The 23760-nt window shown below is 37.3% G+C and carries 22 protein-coding genes and 1 riboswitch; of the genes, 20 read left to right on the plus strand and 2 right to left on the minus strand.

The annotated features are described in order from the left end of the window. Positions 1-31: 31 nt before the first annotated feature. Positions 32-721, minus strand: coding sequence for an MgtC/SapB family protein (locus WQ54_RS20175; RefSeq protein ID WP_046586731.1), 690 nt, complete (start codon positions 719-721; stop codon positions 32-34). 241 nt (positions 722-962) lie between these two features. On the opposite strand from WQ54_RS20175, the gene WQ54_RS20180 reads away from it, so the two are divergent. Next, complete coding sequence (locus tag WQ54_RS20180) at positions 963-1733, plus strand: exodeoxyribonuclease III (protein WP_046586733.1); 771 nt, start codon at positions 963-965, stop codon at positions 1731-1733. 50 nt (positions 1734-1783) lie between these two features. After that, positions 1784-2419 (plus strand): hypothetical protein, encoded by a 636-nt coding sequence (locus WQ54_RS20185; RefSeq protein ID WP_052737886.1) that lies wholly within the window; start codon positions 1784-1786, stop codon positions 2417-2419. Positions 2420-2532: 113 nt separating this feature from the next. On the opposite strand, the gene WQ54_RS20190 is transcribed toward WQ54_RS20185, so the two are convergent. Continuing rightward, complete coding sequence (locus WQ54_RS20190; RefSeq protein ID WP_046586735.1) at positions 2533-2847, minus strand: pyrimidine/purine nucleoside phosphorylase; 315 nt, start codon at positions 2845-2847, stop codon at positions 2533-2535. 227 nt (positions 2848-3074) lie between these two features. Here WQ54_RS20190 and WQ54_RS20195 point away from each other — a divergent pair, with 227 nt between their 5' ends. The 18 genes from WQ54_RS20195 to WQ54_RS20275 all read left to right on the plus strand — a co-directional run bounded on the left by WQ54_RS20195 (position 3075) and on the right by WQ54_RS20275 (position 23752). After that, on the plus strand, positions 3075-4217 hold the full coding sequence (locus WQ54_RS20195; RefSeq protein WP_046586736.1) for a M20 family metallopeptidase: 1143 nt from the start codon (positions 3075-3077) through the stop codon (positions 4215-4217). 157 nt (positions 4218-4374) lie between these two features. Further along, positions 4375-5730 (plus strand): multi antimicrobial extrusion protein MatE, encoded by a 1356-nt coding sequence (locus WQ54_RS20200; RefSeq protein ID WP_046586738.1) that lies wholly within the window; start codon positions 4375-4377, stop codon positions 5728-5730. Positions 5731-6110: 380 nt separating this feature from the next. Continuing rightward, positions 6111-6743: a hypothetical protein gene (locus WQ54_RS20205; protein WP_197089634.1), complete on the plus strand. Its 633-nt coding sequence runs from the start codon at positions 6111-6113 to the stop codon at positions 6741-6743. Between the two features lie 375 nt (positions 6744-7118). Beyond that, a complete protein-coding gene (locus WQ54_RS20210; RefSeq protein WP_046586740.1) occupies positions 7119-7736 on the plus strand; it encodes a YitT family protein in 618 nt (205 codons plus the stop codon). A gap of 100 nt (positions 7737-7836) precedes the next feature. Continuing rightward, positions 7837-7995 (plus strand): hypothetical protein, encoded by a 159-nt coding sequence (locus WQ54_RS34355; RefSeq protein WP_197089635.1) that lies wholly within the window; start codon positions 7837-7839, stop codon positions 7993-7995. 201 nt (positions 7996-8196) lie between these two features. Continuing rightward, on the plus strand, positions 8197-8406 hold the full coding sequence (locus tag WQ54_RS20215; protein WP_046586742.1) for an acetyl-CoA carboxylase biotin carboxyl carrier protein subunit: 210 nt from the start codon (positions 8197-8199) through the stop codon (positions 8404-8406). Positions 8407-8577: 171 nt separating this feature from the next. Then, positions 8578-10107, plus strand: coding sequence for an acyl-CoA carboxylase subunit beta (locus WQ54_RS20220; RefSeq protein WP_046586743.1), 1530 nt, complete (start codon positions 8578-8580; stop codon positions 10105-10107). Between the two features lie 28 nt (positions 10108-10135). Next, entirely contained in the window at positions 10136-10837 is a 702-nt protein-coding gene (locus tag WQ54_RS20225; protein WP_046586745.1) for a CoA transferase subunit A, read from the plus strand. 17 nt (positions 10838-10854) lie between these two features. Next, on the plus strand, positions 10855-11514 hold the full coding sequence (locus WQ54_RS20230) for a CoA transferase subunit B (RefSeq protein WP_046586747.1): 660 nt from the start codon (positions 10855-10857) through the stop codon (positions 11512-11514). A 53-nt stretch (positions 11515-11567) separates the two neighbouring features. After that, positions 11568-12707 carry an acyl-CoA dehydrogenase gene (locus WQ54_RS20235; RefSeq protein WP_046586749.1) on the plus strand — a complete coding sequence of 380 codons (1140 nt, stop codon included), beginning with the start codon at positions 11568-11570 and terminating at the stop codon, positions 12705-12707. A 19-nt stretch (positions 12708-12726) separates the two neighbouring features. Beyond that, complete coding sequence (locus WQ54_RS20240) at positions 12727-14064, plus strand: acetyl-CoA carboxylase biotin carboxylase subunit (RefSeq protein WP_046586750.1); 1338 nt, start codon at positions 12727-12729, stop codon at positions 14062-14064. A gap of 311 nt (positions 14065-14375) precedes the next feature. Beyond that, positions 14376-15158 carry an enoyl-CoA hydratase gene (locus tag WQ54_RS20245; RefSeq protein ID WP_046586752.1) on the plus strand — a complete coding sequence of 261 codons (783 nt, stop codon included), beginning with the start codon at positions 14376-14378 and terminating at the stop codon, positions 15156-15158. A gap of 216 nt (positions 15159-15374) precedes the next feature. Further along, positions 15375-17192 (plus strand): LysM peptidoglycan-binding domain-containing protein, encoded by a 1818-nt coding sequence (locus WQ54_RS20250; RefSeq protein WP_046586754.1) that lies wholly within the window; start codon positions 15375-15377, stop codon positions 17190-17192. A 253-nt stretch (positions 17193-17445) separates the two neighbouring features. After that, positions 17446-18606, plus strand: a complete 1161-nt coding sequence (purT, locus tag WQ54_RS20255) for a phosphoribosylglycinamide formyltransferase 2 (RefSeq protein ID WP_046586756.1) — start codon at positions 17446-17448, stop codon at positions 18604-18606. Between the two features lie 725 nt (positions 18607-19331). Then, a complete protein-coding gene (locus tag WQ54_RS20260; RefSeq protein ID WP_046587316.1) occupies positions 19332-19817 on the plus strand; it encodes a spore coat protein in 486 nt (161 codons plus the stop codon). 291 nt (positions 19818-20108) lie between these two features. Continuing rightward, positions 20109-21605 (plus strand): glucose-6-phosphate dehydrogenase, encoded by a 1497-nt coding sequence (gene zwf / locus WQ54_RS20265; protein WP_046586758.1) that lies wholly within the window; start codon positions 20109-20111, stop codon positions 21603-21605. Positions 21606-21639: 34 nt separating this feature from the next. Next, entirely contained in the window at positions 21640-22533 is an 894-nt protein-coding gene (gene gnd, locus WQ54_RS20270; protein ID WP_046586760.1) for a phosphogluconate dehydrogenase (NAD(+)-dependent, decarboxylating), read from the plus strand. 341 nt (positions 22534-22874) lie between these two features. Continuing rightward, positions 22875-23067: riboswitch (cobalamin riboswitch) on the plus strand. Between the two features lie 145 nt (positions 23068-23212). Beyond that, on the plus strand, positions 23213-23752 hold the full coding sequence (locus WQ54_RS20275; protein ID WP_046586761.1) for a cob(I)yrinic acid a,c-diamide adenosyltransferase: 540 nt from the start codon (positions 23213-23215) through the stop codon (positions 23750-23752). Positions 23753-23760 lie beyond the last annotated feature (8 nt).

Here is a 23760-nt window from a genome sequence, read left to right on the forward strand (position 1 = left end):
AGGTGGATAGATCAATCACTGGGGGCTCATGTTAGAGAGATTCCATTTCAACATTAATGACATGCTTGATTTGTTTTAATGAATAATAGACATCTGTCACATATATATTTTCATTAACGTTCAAGATCAGCTCTAATTGCTGCATCTCTCCTTCTTTTATATCCTTTACCCTTACTTTTTTCGCTTTCATTTTTTTAAGCTTAAGCTCCTTAAGTATATCAGTCATTTTATCGTGTTCATCGACAATAATTTTTACTTTTAATTCTCTTTCTCTAAGGGATTTCGGGCCAATAAACTTAAAGATAAACGGGATTATTTCTACACTGACAATTAACAGCATGGTTGCGATCGTTGCTTCAAACCAAAAGCCTGCTCCACAAGCTATTCCTATTCCGCCTGCACCCCAAACCATCGCAGCGGTGGTAAGACCTGAAATCATATCATTGTTCCTTCTTAAAATTACACCTGCTCCAAGAAAACCAATTCCGGAAACAATTTGAGCTGCAAGCCTCAAAGGATCCATTGGTCTCACATAGGATTCAGCAAATTTTTCGGAAGCTTCAATTGAAACAGTTGTTAATAAGCAGCTGACGATTCCGATAACTAAGCATGTTTTTAAACCTAATGGTTTTTTCTTTAACTGGCGTTCCAGTCCGATAATAATAGATAAAATAGTTGCAACTGCTAAATTAAAGATAAATGAATTTGGCTGTACTATCATATTTGTTCTCCTATTGTCTTTTGATTATTTTTTCCAAAAATCATATGAGTATTTATCCAATCTTGATGTAGGGTAAACCTCCAGTATGGAACCCTCCTCATTATAGTATTCGTAACTAGCTTAAGTTTTAACTCTGTTACAAAATAACTTAACTATTATTATATATAGTATATAAAAATAGCAATTTTTCCACTAAATATATATAATAATAGGACAAAATGGTAGCGGGGAGCAATTATTAATGAAACTTGTATCATGGAATGTTAACGGAATTCGCGCATGTGTAAAAAAAGGCTTTCTGGATTATTTTAAAGAAATTGATGCAGATATCTTTTGTATCCAAGAGTCAAAATTACAGGAAGGCCAAATTGATTTAGAGCTAGAAGGGTATTATCAATATTGGAATTATGCTTTACGTAAGGGGTATTCAGGAACCGCGGTTTTTACAAAGCATAAACCGATATCTGTTTCCTACGGAATAGGTGATGCAGATTCTGAACCAGAAGGAAGAATCATTACCTTAGAATTTGAACATGTTTTTTTAATCACTGTTTATACACCGAATGCTAAACGAGATTTATCAAGGCTTGATGACCGGTTACAATGGGAGGACAAAATTCTCAAATATTTACTTGATCTGGATAAGGTTAAACCCGTCATACTTTGCGGTGACCTTAATGTCGCACACCAGGAAATTGATCTGAAAAATCCAAAATCGAATCAAGGAAATTCTGGATTTACAATAGAAGAGAGGGGAAAGATGACCTCTTTATTAGATGCCGGCTTTATTGATAGCTTTCGTTTTCTTTATCCCGACAAGCAGGATGTCTATACGTGGTGGTCTTATATGAACAAAGTCAGGGAACGAAATATCGGCTGGAGAATTGACTATTTTATTCTATCAAGAAAATTGGCAAACTACTTAAAAGATTCTCAGGCACATTGTCACGTTTTCGGCAGTGATCATTGTCCGGTATTCATTGAACTTGAGCCTTCATTTAATGAGATGTAATTGGGTATAATGATGGAAAAAAAGTAAATATTTGCTGGAGGATAAAAATTTTGTTAAAAGATGTGTTAAAACAATTTATCGAAACAGAAATTGAAAAAATGCAAAGGAACCAAGAAAAGGACGCAATAATTGATATTTACAAAGAGGAACAAGACTTTATAGAAAGACATGCATTTATTGATGAACTTAAAGATACCTTTACCTTTCGAGAGAAAAAGCCTATCACTCGTTTTGATGATGCATATATAGAACGGGGGTTAAAGGAGACAGAAGAAGTAATAGATACTGAGACATCCTCGTTCTTAACCCGGCCTATTATTTATTTAAAAGAGCATATGGATGAATTCATCTATATCGAATCAAGGTGGCTTGAACTAATTGGGGTAGATGCGATTTCATTAGAGGTAGATGATGTTTTCAAAACATATGATGCCTTGCTTGGTCTTAAACTTCAGAAAAAGCATGAAAAGGTGATTCGAGAATATCTTAATAAAAATTCTATTTGTAAAAATGGCTCATTTGACCTAATGTTCAATCAAAAGGATGGCATGTGGGATTTGAATGTTTCATTGGAAGGTCTTCAAGGTTTTAACGAGGAGATCACTTTAGGTGAGGCAATGTGTATCATTTATCGTTTTCTTTTTAGATTAGTCGAAGCAGCGGAGGAAGAGAAAGGGATTATCTAAAAAACAAGGGATCAGACCCCTCTATCACAATAATTGGTTCTAGTTAACTGGAACTTCCTTTTTAGTGCTTGTTAGAGGGGGCAGAACCTTTTGAGAAATCCGCATTACATGATTTATTTATTTATGTAAGAACAGCAATAATCAACAACTGTATTTGCTCTTACTTGAAATGTTTCATTTGCAGGAACGTAGAACACACCATTTCCTTCAATTGTTTTCCATTCCTCGCCGTTAAGCTTATAATCTAACTTTCCTGAGACAATTTCCATTTCTTCTTTTACATTTGTTGCAAATTCATATTCACCTGGTTGCATAATGCCTAATGTTTTCCTAGTACCATCTGAAAATAAAATGGTACGGCTTGTAACCTTACCCTCAAAGTAAATATTTGCTTTTTTATCAATCGTAATATTGTTAAATTGTGGCATAGTTTTGCTTCCTCTCAAAATAGTATAATTTAATTTATCATAAAATTATGAATAATAAAATATCCATTATAAAAATCTTGTAAATCATAAAAAATTTAATTCAATAAAGTGTGACAGCATTTATTTTTAAAAAATTTCAGTCTTGAACACTTACCTATTTACCTTCATTCTGATAAAATCTATATAATTATATTTCATTTGCAGGAAAGAAAGAAGGCAATGGCTTCATGGAATCGTTTATAGAACACCATCAAAAAGAAATGCTGCTATTCATCAAAAGACTTGTAAATATTGATAGTGGCTCTTATCACAAGAAAGGTGTCGATACAATAGGACAAATTTTAGAAAGATGCTACCGGGAGCTTGGGTTTAATGTTTATTTAGAGAAGCAAGCAGAATATGGCAATCACCTAATCATTGAGCACAAAGATGCAAAAGAACCAAAGATCATTATTCTCGCTCATATGGATACTGTATATCCACAAGGTACGGCTGTGGAAAGACCATTTCGAATTCAAAGAAATCGTGCATATGGTCCAGGTGTGATTGATATGAAAGCAAGTCATGCGGCTCTTTTATATGCAGTAAAGGCATTGATTAATGAAGGGTATCATGGCCATAAAGACATTCGCATTGTCTTTAATAGTGACGAAGAAATCGGTTCACCTTCTTCCCGAAAACTTATTGAAAGAGAAGCAAAGGGAAAAAAATATGCTCTTGTCTTAGAGCCGGCAAGAAAAGATGGTTCAATTGTTTCTGCCAGAAGAGGAAAAGGAAATTATACGCTTATTGTAGAAGGGAAAGCAGCACATTCAGGGATTGAACCTGAAAAAGGCAGAAGTGCTATTGAAGAATTAGCCCATAAAATCATTCAATTACATGAACTTTCCGACCATGAAAAAGGCATCAGTGTAAATGTCGGATTGATTGAAGGCGGTTCAAGTGTTAATACCGTTTCAGATCATGCTGAGGCCCATATTGATGTACGTATTAAGGAAATGAAACAAGTGAAATTATTGGAAAAGCGCCTTGAAAAAATTTGTTCATCATCTGATGTTGCTGGTACAAAAATCATCCTTGAGGGTGAAATGAATCGCCCGCCAATGGAAAAAAATAAAAAAACCTGCGCGTTGCTTAGTATTATTAGAGATGTTGGCGAAGAATTAGGGGTCGAGATTGAAGACACAGCTACTGGTGGCGGTTCTGATGCCTCGTATACATCTTCACTTGGTGTAGCAACCATTGATGGATTAGGTCCTGTTGGCGGAAATGCTCATAGTGAAAAAGAATATTTGGAAATACCGAGTTTAGTGGAGCGGACATTATTATTAGCCACCGTTATTGAACGATTATCTAGATCTGAAGGGTGAGATGTAATTCTCACCCTTTATCTATTTGAGAGGGAAAATAGATAAATAAAGTTCTAAAAGAAAAAAATAATGATAATATTATAGAATGCGTTTTCATTATCTGATAAAATCATTAAAAACAAGAAAAAGGTTGTCCAGTTTTTTAATTAAAAGGGAGATGGGAAAAATATTTGATCAAATAGAAAATGGGCTGTCGACGAAGAAAATTCTAAGGTTCTTTATCCCCTTAGGGTTATCTGCTAGCTTAGTAACGTTTTCTCACATGATTATTAATGGAACGTTAACAAGAGGAGAAAACGCTGAGGTTGTCATTGCCAGCTATGTCATCGCGATGAGTTTATTTGGGATAACAGAACGTCTCGGTGTATTATTGAGAAATGCATGCTCGGCACTAGTTAGAGACAGGGTATCGTTTAAGGTCATGTCTGCTGTTGCAGCATATGTCGTAGCTGCTTTAATGATTGTGGCTGGGACAATTGCTTACACTCCAGCAGGAAAGTGGATTTTTTCAACTTTTTTTGCTGCAGATTCCAATATGATCGTTCAAATAGTCGATGTTTATCAAATTCTAATTATCGTCACTTTTTTTTCTGCGATTCGCTGTTTATTTCAAGGGGTAATTATCTTAAATAGACAAACTAAATGGTTGACAATTGGCATGATCATTCGGTTAATTGTTATGTATGGATTATCCCTTCTGTTTATCCGATCGGGTAATATTAATGCTCAGACAGGCGCTATCATCTTTTTATCAGGAATGATCGTTGAATGTCTGGTAAGCTTTATTGAGGGGCGAACTTTAGTCAAAAAAATGGTGGACAATGATGAACAACATACGATTACGAAGAAGTCGCAAATTTTTAATTTTTACAATCCGCTGATTCTTTCATCCCTCATCATTGTTATGGTAGGACCAATTATTAATGCTTATTTAGGTAAAACGAGTGAAATCGAGTTAGCGATTGCTTCATATGCAATTGCTTTAAGTATCGCTCAGCTATTTTTAAGTTTTTTTAGTTATATTCATCAAATTGTTTTAACATTTTATAAGGATCATCCACAAAAAGTGCAGCGGTTTACGTTAATGATTGGATTCATTCCAACTTGTATATTAGCTGTTTTTTGCTTTACACCTATAGGTGGATATATAATTGAGCACGCAATAGGTGCTAATGAACGCCTAGTTGCCGCAAGCTTGGATAGTTTAAAAGTGTTTATGCTAATGACACTAGCTTTTCCGTTTATCGATTATTGTAACGGACTGTTAATGGTAAGGAAGCAAACAAAAATTATGGTTATTTCCCAGTCAACCAATTTATTGTTTACTTTTCTCATATTATTGCTTACTTCAAGTCTATTTCCATACTGGAACGGAAAGATCGGTGCTTTAGCACAATCAATTGGTATGTTGGCAGAATTAGGTATGTTATTTGTCATCATCAATAAAATCGAAAAGAAAGCAAACAATAGCCATCACCTGAAACATAGTAAGAATAAGTATGTAAATGGATAAGAAGAGGTTTCCTCTGTTAATCGGTTAAGCTGCCACCTATAAGTTGCAGCTTATTTTTTTGGTCTTAAGTCCGTATACGTCTTAAGCCTTACTCATGTTTAACGCTCAAGGTTGTTATGCTCAATAAAATAGTTCGCTAAGATAAAAAGGAAGGGAATATATGTCAGGCCAATACATGTCATGCTTGTTCATGAGTTTAAGTTGAGTGGAACCTATATGGAGTAGCAGCTAACATGCCAAAGGGAGACCCGACAGACATAAAGAGGGTGATGAGGCTCCTTATCGGCAGACTATATAGCGAACAGCTGACACAGAAATTAACAGGCAAGTTTAACTGAGCCATGAAAAATCCCTTCAAGATATCATCTGGAGGGTGTTTTATGAATAATAAAAAAGTTTATATTTTTCTTACTGATACAGGTACATTATTTACTAGAGTGATCAAATTATATACTAAAAACTCATTAAATCATGCATCGATTGCATTGGATAAAGAATTAGAGGAAATGTATAGCTTTGGACGTAAAAATCCGAAAAATCCTTTTATTGGAGGCTTTGTGAAAGAAAATATTCATTCGGATTTATTTAAAGGGGCAAAATGTGCCGTTTACAGTTGTTCGGTAACTGAAAGTGAATATAATCAATTGAAAATTAACATCCAAATAATTAAACAAAATGAGCATTGTTATAAATATAACATCATTGGACTCTTTGGAATTGTATTCAATAAAGTAATTGAAAGAAAAAACGCTTTTTTTTGTTCACAATTTGTGGTGACTATATTAAAAATGAGCAGGGTATCCCTTGTTGATAAGCCGCTATCACTTGTAACACCACAAGATTTAATGCAAGCAGATCGGCTGCAATTAGAATATAAAGGAGAATTGCATTCTTATCCTTTTCTTAAAAAGTATATGGATACGATTTCTTTGAAACATCCAAATCAGCTAAGTTTTACTAAGATTGTTGAAGTCTCATCAACTATTTATCATAAAGTTAAAGCGCTAGTTTAAAAGAGAATGTAAGTGAAAGGAAAAATAATAATTATTTTGGCAATTTAACATGAGGTGAGCGTGAGCTTTTTTATCCATTTGTTATGAGCTGCCTCCAATAAAATTAACCGACTTCATTTATTTTCAAGGATATAAAATCCTGAATGACAATTAAATCTTATTACAAAAGATCCTAAACAGAGTTAATCTTAATTTACGTTTAATGAAAGAATTTGCAATACATATTCTATTCATTAGAATGTTTTTACTGACATAAACACTAAACTTCATCATTGAAAGGATGTACCAAAAAGATGAGTACGTCTATTTATTGTTTATGTTAAAATAAATTGTCTTATATTTTTCAATTTTTAATGACAGCTGGGAGATCTGCTAATGAATATACTTGTCAAATGTATCATACTTGGAATTGCCGCAACTGTACAAGGCATAGCAATGGCCGTTTTTTTATTTCCGCACTTTATTCCCTCAGGTGGTGCTGCTAGTGTTGGTGTATTATTAAATGTCCTATTGAATATTCCTTATGCTTACTCACTTTGGTTTTTAAATGCCGTGTTGTTACTTGCAGCAGTAAAATGGCTTGGTAAAAGCAGCGCGCTTTGGACAATGTACTGTGTAACGGTCACCTCTGCAGTAATTAATTTGATTTCCCCGCTGATAAAAAATCCATTATCTTATGTGTTATTTGACATTGCTTTAGGATCAGTTGTCTTTGGTTTAGGTTTAGGAATATTGTTCCGAATGGGAGCCTCCTCAGGCGGAATGGATATTTTAGCCCTAATTCTTTCAAAGACTTTAGGATTTTCACCAGGCAAAGCACTTTTTTTGATTAATGCACTTTTATTAGGTATAACAGGATTTGTTGTTTCATGGGACATTATTATTTACGCATTCCTTTGTCAATTTATTGGGACAAGGGTATTAGATGCTATTTACAAGCTTTCTATTAATTCAAGGGGCTTAGAAGTACGCAAAGAACAAGAAACGTTTTAATAGAAAAGTATTTTTGGCCAACCCTAATAAATGCCTAACAATTTTTAGTTCCTTTTATCATTAAATAAATTGATACTAAAAACAGTTAGGATGAAGGGGAATGGCGAAAAGAAATCGCGGAAAATCATTGAAAAAATTACCGTCTAAAGGCAGAGGTACGTGTCCGGTTTGCGGAAGAACGAGAATTAAATTATTATATCCATATAGAAAAGAAGGGAATCAAATGCTAAATGTATGCAAAAATTGCCGAGATAAATAGGGTACTTTTTTTAGCCTTAGCTGACAGTGTCAACGTGTAAAACGTTGACTTTTTTCTTTTTAAATGGTTAGCTCAAAAAGTTTAAATAATTCAAAAATTCATTGTTGATTATAACTAGCTTTTACATGAATAGTATATAACTAGGCAGTTATTTTTAAATTATAAAAGTTTTTGAACATAAATGAAGGGAGCTAAAAATGAATGCAGATTATGACAAATATGGCGGGAAGTGTATGGAAAATCTTAGTTGAAGTTGGAGATACAGTTGAAGAAGGTCAGGATGTTATCATCCTTGAATCAATGAAAATGGAAATCCCAATTTCTGCGGATATGAAAGGCCAAGTGAAAGAAATAAAAATAAATGAGGGTGACTTTGTAGACGATGGTGATGTGTTAATTGAATTAATGTAACATACGACATATATAAGAAAGTACGATGTTACGAAAGAAAAAAATAATGAAAACGCTTCCTTTTATTTTTAATCCCAATTTAACATTGGGATTTTGGTCAGAAGGTCATCTAGCAGCAGATGAAATTCTTTACATGCTAAATGCTATGGAACTTTTTAGGAGGGAACGGCTATGTCACTTGAAAAAGCATTGCAAGAAAAGCTGGAAACTATAAAAAAAGGAGGTGCACCTAAATACCACGACAAAAATGGGGAAAAGGGAAAGCTTTTTGTACGAAGACGAATTGAATTACTATTTGACAATGGTTTACAACTAGAAGACGCTTTGCTCGCTAATTGTATGGAAGAGCATTTACCCGCAGATGGTGTTGTCACGGGAATCGGGAAAGTAAATGGGCAAACTGTCTGTGTTATGGCTAATGATTCGACCATTAAAGCCGGATCATGGGGGGCAAAAACAGTTGAGAAAATTATCCGAATCCAAGAAACAGCGGAAAAACTCAGTGTACCACTGATTTATTTGGTTGATTCTGCTGGAGCAAGAATTACAGATCAAATTGAGATGTTTCCTGGTAGACGCGGTGCAGGGCGAATATTCTACAATCAAGTAAAGCTATCAGGAAAAATACCGCAACTTTGTATTTTATTTGGACCATCTGCTGCTGGCGGAGCCTATATCCCTGCCTTTTGTGATGTTGTGATCATGGTAAATGGGAATGCATCCATGTATTTAGGATCACCGCGTATGGCAGAAATGGTCATTGGCGAAAGCGTTTCGCTTGAAGAGATGGGAGGAGCGAGAATGCATTGCTCTGTTTCAGGCTGTGGTGACATTTTAGCCAATACTGAAGAAGAAGCCATTTCTCTAGCACGCAGATATCTCTCTTATATCCCTGCCAATTTTTCAGAAAGACCACCAGTAATAGACGCAATCCCTCCTAAAGCACATGATCAATCATTAGAAGAAATCATTCCAAAAAATCAGAATGCGCCATTTAATATGAAGGATTTAATTGATCGAATTATCGATCAGCATTCATTCTTTGAAATCAAGGCTTTGTTTGCTCCGGAACTTATTACAGGTTTTTGTCGGTTAAATGGTCAATCGATCGGGATTATAGCAAATCAGCCAAAAGTAAAGGGCGGTGTCCTTTTCCATGATTCAGCAGATAAGGCGGCAAGGTTTATTACGTTATGTGATGCGTTTAATATTCCTTTATTATTTTTGGCAGATATACCAGGTTTCATGATCGGAACGAAGGTGGAACGAGCAGGAATCATTCGTCATGGGGCGAAAATGATTTCCGCTATGTCAGAAGCTACCGTTCCAAAAATATCAATTATTGTTCGCAAGGCGTACGGGGCTGGGCTTTATGCAATGGCGGGCCCTGCATTTGAACCAGATTGCTGCTTGGCTTTACCGACAGCATCTATTGCGGTAATGGGACCAGAGGCCGCTGTAAACGCAGTTTATGCGAATAAGATTGCAGAATTGCCAAAAGATCAACAAAAGGCTTTTATTGAAAAGAAGCGGGAAGAATACAAAAAAGATATCGATCTTTATCGACTTGCATCTGAAATGATTATTGATGGAATCATCCCAGCCAACTCACTAAGAAAAGAACTTCTAACACGGTTTGAGGCTTATCGGACGAAATATCTCCCTTTTTCACAGAGAAAACACCCTGTATATCCTGTTTAGCATTATAAAGAGAAGGAGCGAAATCAGATTGAAACCTATATTATCGTCTTTTAAGGAAGCAGTGAGTGAAATCAAAGACGGTGCAACCATAATGGTAGGCGGATTTGGGCTTTGCGGTATTCCAGAAAACTTAATCAAGGCCCTTTGTCATACCGGTGTCAAAAACCTCACCGTTATTTCAAATAATTGCGGTGTTGATGACTGGGGACTTGGCTTGCTGTTAAAAACGAAACAAATAAAAAAGATGATTTCCTCTTATGTTGGAGAGAATAAGGAGTTTGAACGGCAGGTATTGAACGGTGAGCTTGAAGTTGAGCTTATCCCGCAAGGAACATTGGCTGAAAAAATTCGTGCCGGTGGTGCAGGAATTCCTGCCTTTTATACGCCAGCAGGTGTAGGAACACCGATTGCGGAGGGAAGAGAAACTCGGATTTTTCATGGTAGGGAATATTTACTGGAAGAAGCGCTGACAGCAGACTTCAGTTTAGTCCGTGCCTGGAAAGCAGATAAAAGCGGTAATCTTATCTACAATAAAACCGCGCAAAACTTTAATCCGATGATTGCTGCTGCTGGTAGAGTGACAATAGCTGAGGCCGAAAATTTGGTGGATAAAGGAATGCTGCCGGCTAATCATATTCATACACCGGGAATATATGTTCAAAAATTGCTTGTTGGAAAACAAGAAAAAAGGATTGAACGATTAACAATTCGACATAAAAAAAGGAAATAAAGTAAAGGCGGTGTAATATGTCTGCAAATAGTAGAGAAAAGATTGCTAGAAGGGCAGAAAAAGAGATTCAAGCTGGCTTTTATATAAATCTTGGGATCGGAATGCCCACTCTTGTGGCAAACTATATTCCTTCTAACAAGCAAGTGGTACTGCAATCGGAAAATGGTCTTCTAGGAATCGGACCTTATCCAGAAAATGTTGAGATGGACCCAGATTTAATCAATGCAGGCAAAGAAACGGTGACAGCCATCCAGGGTGCGAGCTATTTTAACAGTGCTGAATCATTTGCCATGATTCGCGGCGGACATATTGATGTAGCGATATTAGGAGGCATGGAGGTATCAGAAAATGGCGATCTTGCCAATTGGATGATTCCCGGAAAAATGATCAAAGGTATGGGCGGTGCAATGGACCTTGTTCATGGAGCAAAGCGAATTATCGTCATTATGGATCATACAACAAAACAAGGTGAGGCAAAAATAGTAAAACAATGCACACTTCCCTTAACAGGAAAAGGGGTTGTTAATCGAATTATTACAGAACGCGCTGTGATTGATATAACAAGTGAAGGCTTAAGACTTGTTGAAACGGCAAAGGGATATTCGGTAAAAGATATTCAATCCGTTACGGAGCCGGATTTAATCATCGACGACCGGACTAAGGTTGGAGCTTTCTAGTTAAATAGAAACAGATTTTTATCTGACCGCAAATAAGAAAGGATTGAAGCGCGATGAATTTTGATTTAACAAATGAACAAGAAATGATTCGCAACTTGATTCATGAATTTGCTGAGGAGGAAGTTGCCCCTGGAGCCGATGAAAGAGATCGAACAGGCGCATTTCCTGAAAAGATCTTTGAGCAATTGGCAGAGCTAGGGATGATGGGTCTCCCATTTCCTGAAGAATATGGAGGAAGCGGGGCAGATACCATCAGCTTCGCCATAGTAACGGAAGAATTAAGCAGAGTTTGTGCTTCAACAGGTATTACCTATTCAGCCCATATTTCCTTAGGTGCAGCACCAATTCATTTATTCGGGACGGCTGATCAAAAGGAAAAATATTTAACACCGCTTTGCCAAGGAGAATATTTAGGTGCATTTGGTCTAACAGAACCTAATGCCGGTTCTGATGCAGGAGGAACAGAAACAAAAGCCGTTCTTCATGAAGATCATTGGGTGATAAATGGGTCAAAATGCTTTATTACAAATGCGAGCTATGCAAAAAATCTGGTCATTACGGCTGTAACAGACCTGGCAAATGAAACAAAAGGAATTAGCGCTTTTATTATTCCAACCGATGCAAGCGGATTTAAGGTGAAAAATAATTACGAGAAAATGGGACTGCATTCCTCAAATACCACAGAACTCATATTAGAAGGCGTCACGATTCCTAAAGAAAATCTTCTTGGAACAAATGGGAATGGTTTTAAACAATTCTTAGCAACTTTAGATGGAGGCAGAATTGGTATTGGGGCTATGGCAGTAGGCATCGCCCAGGGTGCCTATGAAAAATCCCTTCAATATGCGAAGGATCGCAAACAATTCGGTAAAAGCATTTCTGCATTTCAAGCAATCCAATTTAAATTAGCCGATATGGCAATGAATATTGAACTTGCCAGGAATATGGTCTATAAAGCAGCATGGTTAAAGGATCAAGGAAAAAAATTTAAAAAGGAAGCGGCGATTGCAAAATTATTTGCATCAGAAATGTGTATGAAGGTATGTGATCAAGCAGTCCAAATTCATGGCGGTTACGGCTATATGAAGGAATATCAAGTGGAACGGTTCTTCCGAGATGCCAAGCTGCTTGAAATCGGGGAAGGAACGTCTGAGGTTCAGCGGATGGTAATAGCCAAACAAATAGGGTGTTAGGCAAAAAGGGAGTGAATGGATGTTTAAAAGAGTACTAATCGCTAATAGAGGTGAAATTGCGGTACGAATTATGCGAACGTGCAAATCATTAGGTATTTATTCGATTGGTGTTTACTCACAAGCTGATTCAGATGCCCCGCATGTGAAACTGGCTGATGAGGCCTGCTTACTTGGCAGTTCACGAGTTGCTGAGAGCTATTTAAATATTGATAAAGTCCTCGAAATCGCATTACGAACAAAAGCTGACGCTATTCACCCTGGCTATGGGCTTCTTTCCGAAAATCCTGAATTTGCCAGACGCTGTGAGGAATTGGGTATTGTTTTCATCGGACCATCCTATGAAGTGATTGCACTCATGGGAAGCAAAATTGAAGCAAGAAAGGCAATGGAAGCTGCTGGTATTCCAATTGTGCAAGGAATATCCTCCCCATTAGCAGATGCAGAGGAGGCTGTTGCTGCCGGAAAACAAATCGGTTACCCGGTTATGCTCAAAGCGTCAGCGGGTGGCGGTGGAATCGGAATGCAAATTGTAAGAAGTGATGATGAAATTCGAAAAGCCTTTGAAGGCAATCAAAAGCGGGCAAAAGATTTCTTTGGCGATGGATCGATGTATGTGGAAAAATATATTGATCACCCAAGACATATCGAAATACAAATTCTTGCCGATGGAACTGGAAATACAATTTACTTATGGGAACGTGAATGCTCAATCCAACGTCGTCACCAAAAAGTGGTGGAAGAAGCTCCATCACCTTTTCTAGATGAGGCTCTCCGTCAGAAAATGGGAGAGGCAGCGGTAATTGCTGCAAAGACCATTGGATATAAAAATGCTGGGACGTTTGAATTTTTGGTCGATAAACAGAAGCATTTTTATTTTCTGGAGATGAATACCCGGCTTCAAGTCGAGCATCCTGTCACGGAGGAAATAACAGGATTAGATTTAGTAGCTGAACAGCTTCGTATTGCAGCAGGGGAAGTTTTAACAATTACACAAGGAGATGTTAAAAAAGATGGTCATGCGATAGAAGTAAGAATCTATGCAGAAGACCCTAAAACGTTCTATCCATCACCAGGTAAAATAACGAAGCTAAATATCCCTCAGGGACCAGGTATCCGTCATGAGCTCGGTATTCATGATTCCTCAATGGTAACCCCCTTTTATGATCCAATGATTGCAAAACTTGTTGTAAAAGGGAAAGACCGTGAAAGGGCAATTGATAGACTTCAAGCAGCGCTCGCAAAGTATGAAATCCAAGGAATTAAAACCAATATTCCGATGCTCCAAAGAATTGCTGAACATCCTGAATTTAGGTCTGGAAATACAACAACCTCCTTTGTAAAACAATTTATTAAGTGATACTTCTAACAGTGGGGTTTTTCTCGAAGGACAGGTTTTACAAGTGCAACTTAGACGATGGAGTGGCGAAGTCAGTCCTTCATCCCCCGCTGATGATATACCAAACTTATCACGCTTAACTGCCGCGGCAATATGTTAGCGTTCGCATCTTTTGGACATCAATCCATCTTCAGTTCTTTACGGCAGCTAACACCATCTTATCATCTGATTTACTCCTCGAATCTTGATGTGGGGTTTTTCAAACCGTTTAGATTGGAATAAGCAGAAAATTAGGATAGTAGATAGTAGGATAATGTCTTAGGAGGAATTGAATGAATAAACCGTTAATAATAACGAAATTAAACAAGGGTATTGTGATGATTACGTTAAATCGCCCTGAGGCAGGCAATTCTTTATCTCTTCAGCTATTAGAAAAACTACAAGAGGTTATATCTTCATTAAATTTCAACCCTTTGGTTAGATGTGTGGTCATTACTGGTGCAGGTGAGAGGATGTTTTGTTCAGGGGCGGACTTAAAGGAACGAGCAGAAATGGATTTAAATCAAGTCAAAATGGCTGTTGCAAAAATAGGCGAAACAATAAATGCTTTAGAAGCATTGCCGCAGCCAGTGATTGCAGCTATAAACGGATCAGCATTTGGCGGGGGAACAGAATTGGCCTTGGCCTGCGATATTCGTATTGCTTCAGAAACAGCAAAGCTTGCTCTTACTGAGACTTCACTTGGCATTATCCCTGGCGCAGGCGGAACACAAAGATTGCCAAGATTAGTCGGAAAGGGAAAAGCAAAAGAATTGATTTATACCGCAAGAAGGATAGATGCAAATGAAGCAAAGGACATAGGATTAGTTGAATACGTGTCTCCGGCGGAATCTTTGCTAAATAAAGTCTTATCGATTGCAAATCAAATTGTTAAAAATGCACCAATTGCCATTACCCAAGCAAAATTTGCAATTGATAATGGATTTGAAGTTGATTTACATTCTGGACTCTTAATTGAAAGAAGTGCTTATGAACGAACGATTCCAACTAAAGATCGGTTAGAAGGCCTTGACGCCTTTAAAGAAAAGCGTCCTCCTAATTTTACAGGAGAATAATAATAACCTCGGGAGCTCGATAAATGTCCCTTATAACCGCAGAGATGTCCTAAATCAATTTTTGAGTAATTTGGTTTAGGACATCTTTCTTAACGAATATACTTTAAAGATATAGATTTCTGCTAGTAGGTTCCCTAAGCTAGTATATTCCCTTATAGATGAACTCCATAAATAATGAAAATAGTTAATAAATTGAAGATCTAAGGGGGGATAAGCATGCAAGTGTTTTATACTGTGCACTCAGGGGATACACTGTTTCAAATTGCAACACGTTGGGAGCTCCCGGTCGATTCCCTTATAGCTGCAAATAATTTACTTCCGCCCTATACGATTTATATCGGGGATCAGCTCTCAATCCCGCCAGGTGTTACAACCATTCGAGTAAAGGAAGGTGATACACTTTTTAAACTTTCACAATATTTTGGTATACCTCAATCCATTATTATCGAAGAAAATAATCTTCAGCCGCCATATATCATTCAAGCAGGTGATCTGTTAAACGTTCCGCCAGGTGTTCCCTACTACACGGTTCAGCCAGGAGATACCCTTTATCAGATTGCAAAACGCTTCAATGTCATTGTAGGAGGATATATTAACCCTGAACCGATAAGGATTGTAAACCAGCTGCAAACGAATGTGATTTACCCGGGCATGCAGTTGAAAATACCATATACACCACCTTTCGTAAGTGGAATAATCGCTTATACATCTAATCGTGGAGATGGTTATGATATTTGGTTGTTTTACCCAAGCAGTGGAAAGAAAGTAAGGTTAACAAATCATTTAGCAGACAGTTTTTCAGTACCCTATTGGTCTGGTGATCTCCGAAAAATTGCTTTTGTAGGAAGGAATAACATCCTTTATGTAGTTGATTTAGATGACGGAAATGTGGCGAAAATCGACCAGTTTGAGACAGGGCTCGGAGTTTTCCTGGATTGGTCGCCAAATAGTCAAAAGCTTACCTACACAGAGAATGGTGAGATTGTTTTATATGATATAATCCTCCATCAAGCACAAAGGATAAGGGAGCCTGCGGCTACTGATGTCCAATGGTTTCCTAACGGTGATGAATTGCTGTTTCAAGCACCGGATTCTGCAGGTTTTAGCCAGCTTTACAGGATCAATACAAATAGGTTAGAAAAGCGGCTTATAACGAGAAATACAGAGGGACGTCTAAATAATGTGCGATTATCTCCAGACGGAGCGTATGCATTATATACTACTCCAGGTGCAAGCATATCCATCATTCACACTATTGAAATAGCGACTGGAAATACTGTCGAAGTGAGCGGGGGACCGTTGGCGAAAAATTACTTTCCAGAATGGTCACCAAATTCGCTGCAACTCGCATATAGTGCAACTGCATTTGAAGACAGAGGGTATTATTCGTTTATTCGTTCTTCGGGAAGAATAGGGGAAAACGATCGAACGTGGGCTATTTCTGATTGTTTTGCTACCCCTGTCACATGGTCGCCTGACGGAAGAAAAATTGCCTATCTTTCAGGCTGCAATGATCAAGGGACAGCAAGTGAAATGTGGGTTGTTGACATTAAACATCCTGCGCCTATTCGCTTACTTGAAGATTTGAAAATTACATCTTTACAATGGTCACCGCTGCGGAAATCTATTGAAACATGGAAAACATATATAAACAATACTTATAAAGTAAAATTTACTTATCCTGCTAGCTGGATAAAGGTAAGTGATGAAAGGTTTGAAGGGTTAAACGGATTTTTCCAAATTTCTGCAATTGCTTCAGACTCCTCAATTAATGAAGTCTGCCATAATGAAGCTTTTCATCAATTAATGCCATATGGGTCTCAGCCAAAAATAAATCAGGCTAAAATTCAGAATCAAAATGCATGTTTTATTTATCCTTCTAGTGATCAGCGACAGGAAATGAAGGGGCAGTCTGCATTGATTGTCACATATCCGCAGCCGATCAAAATTAATGAAGAAACCTATCAATATTTTATTTTATGGGCAGATAAAGGACATTTATTAAAGATAGCATCAACTTTAACTTTTATATAAAAATATATGAAGCAGACGGGAAGGAGCCTGTCTGCTTTTTATAATGGTAAAAAGGGAGGAGAAGCAATCTGTGAATTCCAGATTGCTTTTCTATCTTTTAACGGATTGTGTTAAATTTACGGTTAATCTGAAATTAATAAAGGAAATTTATCTTTTAAACATAGTCTGTGGAAGAAAATACGAATAAAACTTCTTTTTATTTACAGAACGTTCGTTTATAATAACTTTATCTAGATAGGAGAGGATTGGTATCATGTACCATACAAAGAAAATCGTTTTATTAGGCTCAGGCGAGTTAGGTAAAGAGGTTATGATTGAAGCACAACGTCTTGGCATAGAGACTGTTGCAGTTGACACATATGAGAACGCACCTGCGATGCAAGTAGCACATCGCAGCTATGTAATCGATATGCTTGACCCAAAGGAAGTTAGGGAAGTTATTGAGAAAGAAAAGCCTGATTTAATCGTTCCGGAAATCGAAGCCATTGCAACCTCAGAACTTATCAAATTAGAGGATGAGGGTTTTCAGGTCATACCAAATGCACGTGCTGCAAAGCTGACAATGGATCGTGAAGGAATTCGCCGTCTTGCTGCTGAAAAGCTTGAGCTTCCAACTGCTAAATACAAATTTGCGGATACTTATGAGGAATTTGTGCAAGGTACTAAAGGAATTGGTTTTCCATGTGTCATTAAGCCACTAATGAGTTCTTCTGGTAAGGGACAGAGTGTATGTCACTCAGAAGAAGAGATTGCGGAGTGCTGGAGAATTGCCATGGAAGGAGGAAGGGTGCAAAATGGACGAGTCATCATCGAAGAATTTATTCCATTTGACTCTGAAATCACCCTATTAACCGTTCGAGCAGTTAACGGGACTATGTTTTGTGAACCAATAGGTCATGTACAAAAAGATGGCGATTATATCGAATCATGGCAGCCACATTATATAACAGAACAGCAACTTCAAGAAGCAAAAGTGATTGCCAAAGCGATAACCGATGAACTTGGCGGATATGGTGTTTTCGGTGTGGAACTTTTCCTTGCAAAAGATAAAGTATATTTCAGTGAAGTATCACCGCGCCCGCATGATACGGGGTTAGTTACATTAGTGAGTCAAAATTTATCAGAGTTTGCTCTCCATGTTAGAGCAATTTTAGGCTTTCCGATTCCTGAAATTACCCTTTTGGCACCAGGTGCAAGTCGTCCATTAAAAGCCCAAGGAGAAATGAATGATTACACAATCGAAGGAGCGGATCAAGCATTATCTGTTCCGAACACTCAGCTTAGAATATTTGGAAAACCGGTAACCAAGACTGGAAGAAGAATGGCTGTAGCCCTTTCAACCTCAGACACAGTTGATAACGCGAAGAAATTAGCAAAGCAAGCTCTGGATTGCTTAAAAATTGAAAAAAGATAAGAGAGAGATTCAAACTGACATTTCCCAGGCAAGCGCAAAAATAGACAATAGACTAAAGATTCGTCAGTTATTGTCAACCTGTGAGATTAAACTGGACCACTTTGAGCTTTATAATATTGTAATAATTATATAATTTATTTGTAACTTGGGGAAATCATATCAATTCCTAAATGCAAATATACTGTAATAGGAGCAAAATTCTAACCATTTATTTTATTTTTTTGATTTATACTGCTCCTTAATCACAGTAAGCAGGAGGGAAACCCATGAAGTGTAAAGGCTGTAACGGAACTAGACTTATAAACTGTCAAAACTGTTCGGGTGAAGGGTTTGATTTCGGGAATCACAAGTGCAAAACATGTTCTGGTGAAGGTGTCATTTCATGTTCCTCATGTGAAGGGAAGGGAACTATCGGGTTTTTTAAATGGTTAAAATCTGGTTGAAGATTTTAACGAAAATATGAAAAAGTTTTAAATCACCACTAAACGAGCAGTTTGTGGTGGTCATATATGGAATTGAGCCCGACTCTAGTATCATCATAGTCGGGCTTTTTGTCTATGTTTATAGTTTACATAATATTATTATATATAACTTTAAAATAGCCATTAGCAATCATTTCGCCCATTTGTTCAGGGACAATTAACGATCATCTTTTCTCTGAATATTAGTGTATAGACTAATGAATTAGGAGGAGTACAATGCATCATAATCCATATCAAACCCAAATGCAGCACCCAAGAAAACTTGCTTGGCATGAAACAATGGAACTTCACGAGCTAGTTGCATTTTCATCAATTGGGTTAATGAAATTAAAAAAAGCATTAAAAGACATTCAATGCCCTACTTTAAAGTCGATCTATATCCAATCCATCAAAGAGTTAGAGGGGAATATTAGAGAATTATTGAAATTTTATGCACTAGCACCGCAACCGCGTGATGGTGAAAGTGATTTTCGGGATATGGAAAAGGCTTTTTATGCTGGGGATTTATTGGCATTTTCCAAAGCAGCAGTTAGAAATTATGCAGTAGCAATTACTGAAACGGCAACACCTGAACTGAGAAATGTTTTAGCAAAACAATTGCAATTAGCTGTCGTATGCCATGCGAGAATTTATAACTATATGTATGAAAGAGGTTTTTATCCTTCATATAATCTAAAAAAACTTCTAAAAAACGATATAACAATGGCAAATAAAGCATTATCTATGTAACATTCAAAACTCATACACATCATCATTTCTGAGTCCTGAAACCTTATTGGGGCTCTATTTGTTTTTGGGTGTTTTTGCATCATTTAGTACTTTATTAACGCACTTCAATCATTTATCAGCGTTATTTCCTTATTTTAGGGATTCTCCGCTTTAAGTAGGAAACGGTAAGAATAGCGTATCTCTGCTTATTTATGTGAAATCCTTGTTTGCCTGGAAAATAATTAAAGCGCTATTGGACAAACTAAAAACTCCAGATAAAACCGCTATTTCAATCAACAGGAGGGACATTTTATGGATGCAATAACCTTTATTTTATTTGGCGCAACAGGTGATTTAGCTCAAAGAAAAATAATACCAGCTTTATATAGTCTTTTTGTTGAACAAAAGCTTCCTCCAGCGTTTTCATTTATAGGCACAAGTCTGACCGATTTATCGGATGATGAATTTCATCAACATATTAGGCGAGCTATTCATACATTTTCAGATGAAACTTTATGCGATGAAAAAATGAAGCATTTTCTTGAAATCATTCGCTATTGTAAGGTAGATGTTACAAAAGAAGATGAGTACAAAAAACTGCTTGAACTTGTTCGCTTACAAGAAAAGGAACGTGATATTCCTGAAAATCGAATGTTTTATATGTCGGTAGCCCCTGCATTCTTTGATGTTATTGCCTTACATATAAAAAATAGCGGGTTAGGCACAACAAGGGGGTGGAAGCGCTTAATTATTGAAAAGCCCTTCGGCCACGACCTGAAGTCAGCTCAAGAGCTAAATAAAAAATTAAGCACGGCATTTAAGGAAGAGGAAATTTTCCGAATCGATCATTATCTAGGAAAGCCTATGGTGCAAAATCTTGAAGCATTAGAGTTTGCTAATCCGATTTTTCAAACATTATGGAACAACCAGCATATCGCCAACATTCAAATAACAGCCAGTGAAACCGTTGGTGTCGAAAGCCGAGCAAGCTATTATGACAAAGCAGGGGCCATTCGCGATATGTTCCAAAACCATATGCTTCAATTATTGATGATGACGGGCATGCATTTGCCAAAACGAATTACACCTGAAGATATTAGCAATGAAAAAAGGAAAATAATTGAATCAATCCGCCCGCTAAAAATAACAGACGTAGGAAGAGACGTTATACGAGGCCAATATCAATCAGGTGAAATCATTGATAAGCATGTAGTTGGATATAGAGAAGAACCTGGAGTCGATCCTGCTTCTACAACAGATACATTTGTTGCAGTTCGTTTATGGATAGACGATCCTTTTTGGAAAGGAGTACCTTTTTATATCAGAACAGGGAAAAGAATGAAGCAAAAATCTACCCGAATAGTGATCGAATTCAAAAACTCATTGAAGGAATTGTACCCAAATCAAGAACAGCCTACTCCAAATCTGTTAGTCATCGGAATCAATCCAAATGAAGGAATTTCGTTGCAGTTAAATAGTAAAAATCCTTTAAAAGATGGAAAAATTGAACCAATTACTATCGATTTCAAGGTAGATGAAGTGGATGTACCAAAAGCATATGAGCTGTTATTGTTAGATGCCTTTCAAGGGGATTCTACATTTTTTGCTCATTGGAGTGAAGTTGAAAAATCGTGGGAGTGGGTACAACCGATTTTAGAAGCATTTGATGACAATCTTATCCCGCTCCATTTTTATCCTTCTGGGTCATTTGGACCCGCTGCCTCACACAAATTACTTGAAGAAAATGGCTTTGGCTGGTGGTTAGATAAACACACTCTTGAAGCGGAAACATTAAAATCTGGGCAATGATGGAACCTTATAAGAGTTCATGAGGAGGTACAGAATGAAAGTCGGAGTCATAGGGTTAGGTAAAATGGGCCTAAATATTAGTAAAAATCTTATCGATCACAATCATGAAGTTGTTGCGTTTGATATCAATCCAGATGCAGTAGATGATATAAAAACATATGGGGCTGGCGGGGCGTCAACTATTAAGGAGCTTGTTGGGTCATTATCAAAACCAAGAATACTTTGGATCATGGTGCCGCATATTGTAGTAGATTCAATACTAAATGATCTTACTCCGATGTTGCATGCTGGTGATATTGTCATCGAAGCTGGAAATTCCTACTATAAAGAATCAATTAGACGCTATGCTGAATGCAAGAAAAAAGGTTTGTATTTTTTAGATGCGGGAACGTCAGGCGGAACGGAAGGTGCACGAAACGGTGCAAATTATATGGTTGGTGGCGATTTAGAGGCTTGGGAGCAGGTTGAACCAATCTTCCGAGATACAGCAGTTGAGAATGGTTATTTATACACAGGTAAATCAGGCAGCGGTCACTTTTTAAAAATGGTTCATAATGGAATTGAATATGGCATGATGGCAGCGATTGGAGAAGGCTTTGAGGTTTTAGAAAAAAGTGATTTTGCTTATGATTATGAAAGAGTTGCAAGGGTTTGGAGCAATGGTTCGGTCATTCGCTCATGGCTGATGGAGCTAACAGAAAGCGCATTTGCCAAGGATGGAAAATTAGAAAATATTAAAGGAATCATGCATTCTTCCGGAGAAGGAAAATGGACGATTGAAACAGCATTAGAACTGCAAACCGCCACACCAGTTATTGCCTTGTCACTCTTAATGCGCTACCGATCATTAGAAAACGATACATTTACAGGAAAAGTTGTTGCAGCACTACGAAATGAGTTCGGCGGACATGCTGTTGAGAAAAATTAGAAGAGAATATAAGGGGCTGGTATAAATCCTCTATTTTCTTTATCGAAAAATTTTTCCTTAGCTTGTGGTTTTTTAAAATAAGATTCTTTTAAAAAATTGTTGATTACCTGCAGGCGTTTCTCCTTTGCGGAAGGTAGGGAGTATCCTAAGTGCGCTGTACACCGCCTGCTTTGGTCTCCCTATTCCAGTTCCTGTTGCGTGATTCAAGTATTACGGTTCAACCAACACATAGTGACTTTACATAATATTTAACAAAGAAGGATCTTAGTTATCTGTCTTTTTTCTTCTAGATATATTTACAACTCTTAAACCTACATTTATAATGACGTAGATTCAACTTAAAAACGATTTCGCAAATAGGTTCTTAACAAGATTAAGAATAATAGGGAAGTTGGTGTAAATCCAGCGCGGTCCCGCCACTGTAATCACAGAGCTGCATGACAGATACCCACTGTAACCAAATGCTTATGGGAAGGGAGTTGTGCTCGCAAGGAAGTGTAAGCCAGGAGACCTGCCTATTTGTTTGGTTCAAGTAACCTTCGAGGAAAGGGAATTTGAAAGAACAAGAGTACTTGTGTGATGCAGGATTTTCTACACTTTTTCTCTTAATCTTTTAAACTCTCGTCTTCCCTTATAATGGAAGGCGTTTTTTATTTTCAGAAAACAAGGAGGGAGTCATATGAAAAAACAAAAAGGGTTAACACTTGTTTTTACTGGTGATGGAAAAGGGAAGACGACCGCATCGATTGGCCTATGTGTACGTGCAATCGGGCAGGGAATGTCTGTAAAGATTCTGCAATTTATTAAGTCAAAGGGCAGATCATATGGCGAACAGAGATCGTTAGAAAAGTTAGGTGTTGAAATGGTTCAACTTGGTGAGGGATTTACATGGACTAAAACGCCTGAGGTACACCGGAATGCACTCGCATCAGCATGGAAGACAGCAAAAGAAACGGTAATGTCAGGGGAATATGATGTTGTTGTCTTAGACGAATTAAATAATGCACTAGCAATCGATTCATTTCCAATTGATGATGTTCTCCCAATTCATGAAGTCAAGGAACTGATTAATATAAGACCCCCACATGTACATTTAGTTATAACAGGTAGACATGCAAAAGCAGAAATCAAAGAGCTCGCTGATCTTGTTTCTGTTGTCGATGTTGAAAAGCATTATTATGACACAGGGATTCCAGCGGTAAAAGGAATAGAATACTAGCATAATTA

Source organism: Bacillus sp. SA1-12, assembly GCF_000981385.1.
GTDB lineage: Bacteria > Bacillota > Bacilli > Bacillales > Bacillaceae > Metabacillus.